General features: G+C 60.9%; 9 protein-coding genes and 1 pseudogene. 5 read left to right on the top strand and 5 right to left on the bottom strand.

What is annotated here, in order from left to right:
* Positions 1–44: 44 nt before the first annotated feature.
* The 3 genes from NKH23_RS24690 to NKH23_RS24700 all read right to left on the bottom strand — a co-directional run bounded on the left by NKH23_RS24690 (position 45) and on the right by NKH23_RS24700 (position 3,658).
* Complete coding sequence (locus tag NKH23_RS24690; RefSeq protein ID WP_352715496.1) at positions 45–992, bottom strand: DMT family transporter; 948 nt, start codon at positions 990–992, stop codon at positions 45–47.
* A gap of 160 nt (positions 993–1,152) precedes the next feature.
* Entirely contained in the window at positions 1,153–2,052 is a 900-nt protein-coding gene (locus NKH23_RS24695) for a DUF2167 domain-containing protein (protein ID WP_353024933.1), read from the bottom strand.
* 154 nt (positions 2,053–2,206) lie between these two features.
* Entirely contained in the window at positions 2,207–3,658 is a 1,452-nt protein-coding gene (locus NKH23_RS24700; RefSeq protein ID WP_352715501.1) for a helix-turn-helix domain-containing protein, read from the bottom strand.
* Positions 3,659–3,896: 238 nt separating this feature from the next.
* On the opposite strand from NKH23_RS24700, the gene aceA reads away from it, so the two are divergent.
* The gene (gene aceA / locus NKH23_RS24705; protein WP_353035519.1) at positions 3,897–5,186 is read left to right on the top strand and encodes an isocitrate lyase; all 1,290 of its coding nucleotides are present in this window, start codon (positions 3,897–3,899) and stop codon (positions 5,184–5,186) included.
* Between the two features lie 61 nt (positions 5,187–5,247).
* Positions 5,248–5,490 (top strand): SMc00767 family acetate metabolism repressor, encoded by a 243-nt coding sequence (locus tag NKH23_RS24710; RefSeq protein ID WP_023719402.1) that lies wholly within the window; start codon positions 5,248–5,250, stop codon positions 5,488–5,490.
* 65 nt (positions 5,491–5,555) lie between these two features.
* Here NKH23_RS24710 and NKH23_RS24715 read toward each other — a convergent pair whose 3' ends face one another.
* Complete coding sequence (locus NKH23_RS24715) at positions 5,556–6,017, bottom strand: RidA family protein (RefSeq protein ID WP_353024936.1); 462 nt, start codon at positions 6,015–6,017, stop codon at positions 5,556–5,558.
* A 431-nt stretch (positions 6,018–6,448) separates the two neighbouring features.
* Between NKH23_RS24715 and NKH23_RS24720 the strand changes: the two genes are divergently transcribed.
* Positions 6,449–6,838 (top strand): ANTAR domain-containing protein, encoded by a 390-nt coding sequence (locus tag NKH23_RS24720; protein ID WP_352715508.1) that lies wholly within the window; start codon positions 6,449–6,451, stop codon positions 6,836–6,838.
* Positions 6,839–6,870: 32 nt separating this feature from the next.
* Here the strand turns inward: NKH23_RS24720 and NKH23_RS24725 are convergent, their stop codons facing one another.
* Positions 6,871–7,587, bottom strand: a complete 717-nt coding sequence (locus NKH23_RS24725; RefSeq protein ID WP_352715840.1) for an HAD family hydrolase — start codon at positions 7,585–7,587, stop codon at positions 6,871–6,873.
* A gap of 167 nt (positions 7,588–7,754) precedes the next feature.
* Between NKH23_RS24725 and NKH23_RS24730 the strand changes: the two genes are divergently transcribed.
* Entirely contained in the window at positions 7,755–9,188 is a 1,434-nt protein-coding gene (locus NKH23_RS24730; protein ID WP_352450926.1) for a glutamine synthetase family protein, read from the top strand.
* A 41-nt stretch (positions 9,189–9,229) separates the two neighbouring features.
* Positions 9,230–9,599, top strand: a pseudogene (locus tag NKH23_RS24735) (four helix bundle protein).
* Positions 9,600–9,663 lie beyond the last annotated feature (64 nt).

Raw genomic sequence — 9,663 nt, forward strand, 5'->3', positions numbered from 1 at the left:
GCGACGTTGTCAATGGTTCATCTCGCTTTGACCCGCGCACTGCATCAATTAGGCGAAGGCACACCGGTGACGCCCGCTCGCGCGGGCCGCGTCTGACGCTTGAACTCGAGCCCGATGTGGACGAGCAGCGCGGTGACGACGACCGCACCGCCGACGATGGTGCGCGCCGACGGCACCTCGGAATGGATGAGCCAGACCCAGATCGGGCCAAGGATCGGTTCGAACGTGCCGAGCAGCGCCGCGACAGCGGCCGGAACAAGTCGAGCTCCGGTGGCGAAGAAGGCGAGACCGAGCCCCAGATTGATCACGCCGAAGGCAAAGAGGAAGCCCATATCGTGGCTGGAAACGCCGAGCGCCGACGCCTGGGAGGCCGCAAAGGCGGCCGCCAGCATCGTGCCGAGGCAGGTCGCCGGGGTCATGCGCACATGGGCAAAGCGGCGCGTGATGACGGTGGCGATCGAGAACATGACGGCGATGAGCAGCGCCAGCCCGTCGCCGATCGGCGACACCGCGCCATCGAGCGATTCCGACACCATGATAGCGACGCCGGCAATGACGGCAGCAATTGCCAGCCAGGTCGCCATGGCCACCCGTTCGCGAAACAGCGCCCAGGCAAACAGCGCCGCCAGAAGCGGCACGCCGGCCTGCATCAGGAGGATGTTGGCGACGGTGGTATAAGCAAGCGCCACGACGAAAGAGGTCGAGGCCGTGGCGAAGCAGAACGCCACCGCAAGGCCGGCCAGGCCCATGCCACGAAACAGCTTTAGCGTGCCACGCCAGCCGTCGCGCCAGACCATGAAGCAGAGCAGGAAGGCGGCAGCCCAGACCGAGCGCCAGAACACCACCGTCCAGCTGTCTCCGGCATCGATGAAACGGGCAATGGTACCGCCGAGGCTCCACATCAGCGCCGACAGGAACACCAGCAGGAAACCGATACGCTCCTCATTTCGCGGAGGCGAAACGGCGATCTGCGGTGATGATATGTCGGTCATGACTACGACTGTCGGCGATTTCGGGGCAGCACGATGCACACGACAGAAACGTGCCTTAATCGCGTAACGCAAAGACGGAGATCGGGCGTGATCCAGCGCGGTGTTCCGTTTGGGGCACCCAGCTATCAGCAGGCCTGAGAGTTGAGCCGATGAAATCGATCTAGGAGGTTGTTCTGTTGCCGCGGATGAAGCGCCAGAGACCTGCCAAGGGAATCAGCAGGAAAATGCCGAATTTTTTCAGCGCGATGAGCGCTACCACCAGAAATCCTGCCTTTGCCGCCAGTTTGCCGGCAATGAGGCCACCGATGCCAATCGCCGCAACCGTATCGACGCCTGGTCTGAAGTCCAAATATGTTTTGCCGGGCTTGAAGACAGCAAGATCAAGCACTTCATCGAGACTCTGCTTGATTTCCGGCAACTGGTCCACAGTTGCGATGTAGCTCATCACGAAAACGCCCTCCCTGCCGAGAAAGCGAACGTCGTAGTTAAGCGTGTGGACTGCATCGTTTCCGAACTGCAGTTCCTTGGCCCAGTGCAGACGCTTGTTGACTGCGTCGTACACGGGCGGTGATGCCCAGCCGATCAGAGTGATGGGCGAATAGCCGTCCTTTACCCTTTGATCGTCGCCCGACAAGGTATCCGCCCGCATGTTGCGCAGCAGTTCATTGTAGTCGATGGATCCCGCCTCGCTGTCGTCGACGTAACCTATCTTCTCCCATCTCAGCTCTATTCCCCAATTGTTCTCGGCAATGGGGTCATTGCTGACTGGAAAGATCATGCCGAGCGATTCGGAAGCGGCGTCGGGTGGATTGCCCCAGGCTTCCGTCAGGACGGAGGCAGTATCTTTCTTGTTCAGAAAATAGAATTTGTCCTTGAGGTCCAGGTGCACGCCTTCGGCTAGGTCTATCGCGCCAGTCTTCGGATCGATCTTGTCCAGGAACGCTTTGCCGGCGTCATTATACTGTTGATAGGATTTGAAGAAGTCCGCGGACTTTTCCGCAAATGCGGGGCAGATCGAAAAGGCAAGCACCAAGCCAAGCCAAAAAAACGTCCTGCCCATCCCTGATCCCCCGATCGTCGCCCAATTCGTCTTTTGATATCTCACGGCCGATGCTGAATCAATACTTCGACGATCAATGTCCCAAGGGACAGCTTGTTATTTTCCTGCCGTGAAACCGCGTATGATCTTCTCTGGCCAGCAAGCTGCCACGGCCTCACTGGAAATCGAAAGCCGACAGTCCCGTCACCATCTCGTCGAGGCCGAGCGGACGTGTCACGGGTGGCTCGGCGCGGGCGAGGCAGCCGATGCGTTCGCACAGCCGGCAGGCAGGGCCGACCGGCGTCGCCGACGCAGCGGCGCTCTGTCCGGTCTTGCCGATGGCGGCCGGCCCCGGCAATGCCGCTCCATAGACGACCTCGTCGCGAAAGCCGATGTCGCAGCTGAGCAGCAGCGCCGTGCGCCGCGGTCGCTCGGCAAACGAGCCCTGCGGCCCCTCGAGCGTGCGGGCCATGCAGAGAAACGCTGCGCCGTCGGGCATTTCCACTGCCTCGACCAGGATCTGGCCGGGCTGGGCGAAGGCGGCATGGACCGGCAGCTTCGGACAGCCGCCGCCGAAGCGGCTTTGCGGAAAGCCGTGGCTGCCCGCCTTGCGGAACCGATTGCCGGCACTGTCGACCTCGAGCATGAAGAACGGCACGCCCGACGCACCCGGCCGCTGCAGCGTGGTCAGCCGGTTCGCCGCCTGCTCGAAGGAGACGCCGAAGCGCGACCGCAACATGTCGATGTCATAACGGGCACGGACCGCGGCGGCGTGAAAAGGCTGATAGGGCATCATCAGAGCGTGCGCGGCATAGCGGCCGAGCTCGAAACGTGCCAGCCGGCGGGCTTCGTCCGTGGCCAGCTTCAGCGCCTGGATCTCGGCAGCGACAACGACGCTCATGCGGATCAGGCAGGCCTCCATAGCCACCTCGCGCAGCTGATCGAATGGCGACAGGCGCTCGGACAGGAACAGGCGCTGCGAGTGACGGTCATAGCGACGGCGCCAGTTGGGCATGATGGCGACCGGCAGTACCTTGACGACGATGCCGAATTCACGCCGCAGCCAGGCCTTCAACGCACTGAACAGATCATCGCCGGGATCGAGCACCGACGTAAATGACTCGGCTTCCTCTTCGAGCGCGGCAAAATGGTTCGGCCGGCGTTCGAAAATCTCATGCACCTCGTCGATCGGCAGCCGGGCGCCGGAGAGTGCGGTGGCTTTGCCCTCGCGCGCGAGCAGCTCGTTGAGATCCGATAATCGCTCGGCCTGCTCGCGATAGGCGCGAAACAGCTTTATCACAGCGGCGGAAGCGTTGGGCGCCGCCTCGGCAAGTTCGATGAGTTCCTGGTCGCCCGGCAGTTCGCCGGCCAGCAACGGATCTGAAAACACTTCCTTCAAATCGGCGACCGAACCCCTCGCCTCGCCCTGCAATTCATGTGGGTCGACCTTGTAGACGGACGCCAGTCTCAAGATCAGTTGCACCGTCAGCGGCCGCTGGTTGCGCTCGATGAGATTGAGATAGGACGGCGAGATGCCGAGCCCTTCGGCCATCGCCGTCTGGGTCAGGCCCTTGGCGTTGCGGATGCGACGAATGCGCGGCCCGGCAAAGATTTTGTGGTCGGCCAATCGACTGTCCTTGACAAGAATTTACATCCGCTGATCGCATAGCGGCGTTTACAATCATGACAAATTTACAGCTCTCATCAGTCAAACACAACACAGGTTTTCTCTTATTTCATCGGCAATTTCGGAGTTTGTCTCGCTTGCCTAGTGCCGACATGTAAATGATGTCACACATACGGCGCACATATTTCTCCTGTACGGCGTTTCCGAAACCGGCATTAAAGCCAGCCTGGAGTGACCAATGACCGATTTTTACAACCTTGTCCCGTCGGCGCCGCAAGGTCGCTTCGATGGCATCGAACGGCCGTATTCGCCAGAGGACGTGAAACGGCTGCGCGGCTCGGTGCAGATTCGGCAGAGCCTCGCCGAAATGGGCGCAAACCGGCTGTGGCAGCTCATCCATGAAGAGGATTTCGTCAACGCGCTGGGTGCCATGTCGGGCAACCAGGCAATGCAGCAGGTGCGGGCCGGGCTGAAGGTGATCTATCTGTCAGGATGGCAGGTCGCCGCCGATGCCAACACCGCTTCCGCCATGTACCCGGACCAATCGCTCTATCCCGCCAATGCGGCGCCCGAACTGGTCAAGCGCATCAACCGCACCCTGCAGCGGGCCGACCAGATCGAGACTTCGGAAGGCAAGGGGCTGTCGGTCGACACCTGGTTCGCGCCGATCGTCGCCGATGCCGAAGCCGGCTTCGGCGGGCCGCTCAACGCTTTCGAGATCATGAAGGCGTTCATCGAGGCGGGTGCGGCCGGCGTCCATTACGAGGACCAGCTGGCCTCGGAGAAGAAATGCGGCCATCTCGGCGGCAAAGTGCTGATCCCGACCGCCGCACACATCCGCAACCTCAACGCGGCGCGCCTTGCCGCCGACGTCATGGGCACGCCGACGCTGGTCGTGGCGCGCACCGACGCGGAAGCGGCAAAGCTCCTGACCTCCGACATCGACGAACGCGACCGGCCCTTCGTCGATTATGGCGCCGGCCGCACGGCAGAGGGCTTCTACCATGTCAGCAACGGCATCGAGCCCTGCATCGCCCGCGCCGTCGCCTATGCGCCCTATGCGGACCTGATCTGGTGCGAGACCTCCAAGCCCGATCTGGGGCAGGCCAGGACGTTTGCCGAGGGCGTGCGCAAGCATCATCCAGGCAAGCTGCTTGCCTATAATTGCTCGCCGTCTTTCAACTGGAAGAAGAATCTCGATGACGCAACGATTGCGAAGTTCCAGAAGGAACTCGGCGCCATGGGTTACAAGTTCCAGTTCATTACGCTGGCCGGTTTCCACCAGCTCAATTTCGGCATGTTCGAGCTCGCCCGCGGCTACAAGGAGCGGCAGATGGCAGCCTATTCGGAACTGCAGGAGGCGGAATTCGCCGCGGAAGCCAATGGCTACACCGCCACCAAGCACCAGCGCGAGGTCGGCACCGGCTATTTCGACGCCGTCTCGATGGCGATCACCGGTGGCCAGTCTTCGACCACGGCCATGCATGGATCGACCGAGCACGCCCAGTTCAGGCCGGCGGCGGAATAACGGGGTAGCAGACAAACAGAGGGAACGCCCAAACGGGCATGGCAACACAAGGAGAAGACCAATGGCATCGATAAGCCGCGTCAAGGAACGGGCCGAAGAGCAGGCCACCAGCATGAATGTCGACCAGCAGGCGACCATCCGAATGCTGGCGAACGATCTGCACAGGCTTAATCAGTCGGTGATGAAGGCGGTCGAGGCCGGCGTCTCGGTCGAGCTGGTGCGCTCGGCACGGCACCATGGCGGCGATGGCAACTGGGGCGATCTGCTGATCCCGGTCATCGTCACACAGCGGAGCCACGACTGATGAATTCTACGGCACCGCGCCTTTTTTAAACGCATGCTATCGCACCTCGCAGGCTGCGGCTCTGTCTAGTCCGGCAGAGCTGCTAGTGCAATGATTTCAATGACAAGATCAGACTGCGCAAGCGCTGCAACTCCAATAACTTCCGAGGGCGGCGGGTTGTTGTAGCTGCAGTGCTTCGGGCAGTGCACGGCAAAGAATTCGTCCAAGACGTCCAGGCGAAAATTGGGCGAGCTCAGCACGCCGCCATCGGGAAATGGCCCCTTAACAAAGAAGGTCAGCCGGATGAGATGCTCGAGCGCACTGCCAAGCTCCTCCAGATCTGATTTGATGTTGGTGAGAATTGCGCGCCACTGTGCCGCTGCATCGCCAATGGCGCCGCCGCCGCTTTTGCCGATCGGATCGTAGTCCTCGGCCGTCGCGGTGTTTCCGGAAAGGTAGACAAACCCCTTTGCGCCGGTAACGACCGTACCCTTTCCCCATGGCATCAACCGGCCGTTTTTAAATTTCTTGTGAGTCACGAGTTCCATTGTCATCTCCCGTCGCTCAAAGAGACGTGCTTAGCCAACGAGGAAGGATAGTCCAGCGAGGCGATACGACAAGCTCGCGACAGACTTGCCTCGCCTTCATCCAACCTGCGTCAATCTGGCTACGGCTGCGAGTTGATGCGTTCGCACTGCACAGCCAAACTTCGCTGAAGCCTGCCCAGTTGTAATGGCGACTTCTCCTTTCGAGCGGCGGCAAAGAAAAGCACTTAATTTTAATTTTAATGTTTCTCGCGATATTCTCCTGATATGCCATTTGAGCTTGACATGAGCAATGATCTCACGCCAATTACCTCTCGAGTTACAACCCTGCATTGAAACATTGAACAACGGCCTGCCCCGCCATGTGCCCAGCGAATCGCGATATCGAGACTGCAAAACAGCTGGCTTTCGTTAGCCGGGACGTGGAGACGCGGATGCTCCCGGATTTCTCGCGGGTGCTGGTGGTCGGAAAATCACCGATCAACCGGGTCGTGGTTTCAAAGATCGTGGAGCGGTCCGGCCTCAAACCGATCTCGGAAACTCCCGAAACCGCGGCAAAGGCCTTGCACGCGCTGATTCCCGGGACTGTCGTTCTCGACGGCGGAGCGGAGAACGGGGACTGCGACGCCTTGTTGTCGGGCATTGATGCACTGCGAAGGGCGTCAGGCAAATCGCTTCCGTCGGTGATCCTGCTTTCAATCAAGACCGGCACTCCAGAGAGCCTGGGCCTGTCCAGCGTCATCGATGCAGTGGTCGTCAAGCCGATCACCACCGAGCGGCTGCAGCCGGTGATCGACCGGCTGATCGGAATTGGGCGCAACTGACCCCTACCGCGATGCGTCGACTCCAGACTTGATCAATCAATCTCGCCGATACGCTCGATCAAGCCGGGCAGTTCACCGAGATTGGCTATCTGGCGAAAGCGTGGTGCCGAGACCGGCGGCTCGACATGTTCCAGCACCCAGGTCAGCTCATGCGGAACGTGGATGCCCCAACTGCCGGCTTCGATGGCCGGCACGACGTCCGATTTGAGCGAGTTGCCGACCATCATGCCCTTTTCCGGGCCGTCGCCGTGCCGGCTGAAGATGCGGGTATAGGTGGCCGCGCTCTTGTCGCTGACGATTTCGACCGCATCAAACAGCTCGCCCAGGCCGGATTGCGCGAGCTTGCGTTCCTGGTCGAACAGGTCGCCCTTGGTGATCAGCACCAGGCGGTAGGCGCCGGCCAGCTTTTCCACGGTTTCGCGCGCATGCGGAAGCGGCTCGATCGGATGGCTGAGCATCTCGCGGCCCGCCGCGAGAATTTCGGCGATAGTCGAGGCCGGCACCTGACCGTTGGTGACCTCGATCGCCGTCTCGATCATCGACAGCGTGAACCCCTTGATGCCGAAGCCGTAGACCGCGAGGTTGCGCTTCTCGGCCTCCAGCAATCTTGCTGAAATCCGGTCCTCCTCGGCGTGATCGGCGAGCAGTGCGGCAAAGCGCCTCTCGGTCACGCGGAAGAACTGTTCGTTCTGCCACAGCGTGTCATCGGCGTCGAAGCCGATCGTCGTCAGTTTGCGGCTGTGTTGCATGCGGCCCATTAATTGCAGCGTTGCGGGAGGCCGACCCTAGACCAGGAGGCTTTTATCCGGAAGTCGTTGTGTTCCCCCGGTTATCGAGGCGCACGCCAGCCGGCTCCCCTTCCCTTTCGTCGTCGGCAACGGCTATACTCCACAATCTGCAACAAATCTGGTGATTGATGCCGCCTGCAAAAAAGGAAGTCCGTCCGTCGAGCCGCGGAGGACGCGCCCGCACGCCTGCCTTCGTGAAAAACCAACGTGGCGTCAAGAACTGGAAGGAAGTCAGCGCCTGGCTGGAATGGCGCGGCATCGAAGATATCGAATGCATCACACCCGACCAGGCCGGGGTTGCGCGCGGCAAGATGATGCCATCGAAGAAGTTCACCTCCAACACCTCGCTGGCGCTGCCTTCGGCGGTGTTCATGACAACGATTTCCGGCGGCTATCCGGAGGACGGCAACGGCTTCCACTATCCGGAGGACGACGGCGACCTCAAGCTGATGCCTGACCTCTCGACGCTGACGGTGGTGCCGTGGGAGGAGGACCCTACCGCGGCGGTTATCTGCGACCTCGTCCACCAGGACGGCCGCTCGGTCGAGTTCACGCCGCGCAACGTGCTGAAGCGCGTGCTTGCCGCCTATGACAAGCGTGGGCTGAGACCGGTCGTGGCGCCCGAGATCGAGTTCTACCTGGTGCGCAAGAACCCCGATCCGGACTACCCGCTCACCCCGCCTGTCGGGCGCTCCGGGCGGCCGATCGGCGGCGGTGCCGGCTATTCGATCGCCGGGGTCAACGAATTCGACGAACTGATCGACGACATCTACCATTTCTCCGAAAGCCAGGGCCTGGAGATCGACACGCTGATCCACGAGGAGGGCGCCGGCCAGCTCGAAATCAATCTGCGTCACGGCGATCCGATCGAACTCGCCGACCAGGTGTTCATGTTCAAGCGCACCATCCGCGAAGCGGCGCTCAAGCACGAAATCTACGCCACGTTCATGGCCAAGCCGATCCAGGGGCAGCCCGGTTCGGCCATGCATATCCATCAGTCGATCATCGACAAGAAGACCGGCAAGAACGTCTTTTCGGCGGAGGACGGCTCGGAGACCGAGGCCTTCTTCCACTTCATCGGCGGCATGCAGAAACATGTGCCGAACGCGCTGGTGATGTTTGCGCCGTATGTCAATTCCTACCGGCGGCTGACGCAGTCGGCCTCGGCGCCGGTCAACAACAAATGGGGCTACGACAACCGCACCACGGCCTTCCGCGTGCCCCGCTCCGACCCGGCGGCGCGGCGCGTCGAAAACCGCATCCCGTCCTCGGACGCCAATCCCTATCTGGCGATGGCGGCATCGCTCGCCTGCGGGCTGATCGGCATGACCAACAAGATCCAGGCCGAGCCGCCGGTTCTGACGACCGCCAACGAGGACCAGATCGACCTGCCGCGCAGCCTGCTCGAAGCCGTCGACCTGTTCGAGGCAGACGAGGAACTCTGCGCGCTGCTCGGCAAGTCATTTGCCGCCACCTATGCGGCGATCAAGCGAGCGGAATTCGAGACCTTCATGGAAGTGATCAGCCCGTGGGAGAGGGAGTATTTGCTGCTGAACGTGTAGTAGGGGAGTAGGGGAGTAGGGGAGTAGGGGAGTAGGGACGAATGGCTGAGAAAACGGGTTCCTACAAGGATTTGATAGTCTGGCAGCAGGCAATGGACCTTGCTGTGGCCGTTTACGGCGCGACGAAATCATGGCCCAAGGAAGAACTTTATGGACTGACCAGCCAAGTGCGGCGCGCTGCAAGCTCAGTGCCGTCGAACATTGCGGAGGGATATGGCAGAGAGATCCGAGGTTCCTATCAACAATTTCTCCGTATCGCTCAAGGATCATTGAAGGAAACTGGAAACTCAGCTTCTGATCGCCGAGCGTACCGGCATCGCGCCGAAGGCGACCGCGGCTTCATTGTTGGCGAGTACCGAAAGCGTTGGGAAGCTTCTTCGACTTCTAATCCGCAAACTTTCACCCGACTAGCTTACCTACTCCCCTACTCCCCTACTCCCCTACTCCCCTACTCCCCTACTCCCCTACTCCCCTA

The sequence above is a fragment of the Mesorhizobium sp. M1328 genome, from assembly GCF_040318075.1.
GTDB lineage: Bacteria > Pseudomonadota > Alphaproteobacteria > Rhizobiales > Rhizobiaceae > Mesorhizobium.

What these genes read in the sequence shown, in the direction of transcription:
- NKH23_RS24690 (WP_352715496.1), bottom strand. Translation starts at nt 992, where the DNA reads ATGACCGACATATCATCACCGCAGATCGCCGTTTCGCCTCCGCGAAAT.
- NKH23_RS24695 (WP_353024933.1), bottom strand. Translation starts at nt 2,052, where the DNA reads ATGGGCAGGACGTTTTTTTGGCTTGGCTTGGTGCTTGCCTTTTCGATC.
- aceA (WP_353035519.1), top strand. Translation starts at nt 3,897, where the DNA reads ATGACCGATTTTTACAACCTTGTCCCGTCGGCGCCGCAAGGTCGCTTC.
- NKH23_RS24710 (WP_023719402.1), top strand. Translation starts at nt 5,248, where the DNA reads ATGGCATCGATAAGCCGCGTCAAGGAACGGGCCGAAGAGCAGGCCACC.
- NKH23_RS24715 (WP_353024936.1), bottom strand. Translation starts at nt 6,017, where the DNA reads ATGGAACTCGTGACTCACAAGAAATTTAAAAACGGCCGGTTGATGCCA.
- NKH23_RS24720 (WP_352715508.1), top strand. Translation starts at nt 6,449, where the DNA reads ATGCTCCCGGATTTCTCGCGGGTGCTGGTGGTCGGAAAATCACCGATC.
- NKH23_RS24725 (WP_352715840.1), bottom strand. Translation starts at nt 7,587, where the DNA reads ATGCAACACAGCCGCAAACTGACGACGATCGGCTTCGACGCCGATGAC.
- NKH23_RS24730 (WP_352450926.1), top strand. Translation starts at nt 7,755, where the DNA reads ATGCCGCCTGCAAAAAAGGAAGTCCGTCCGTCGAGCCGCGGAGGACGC.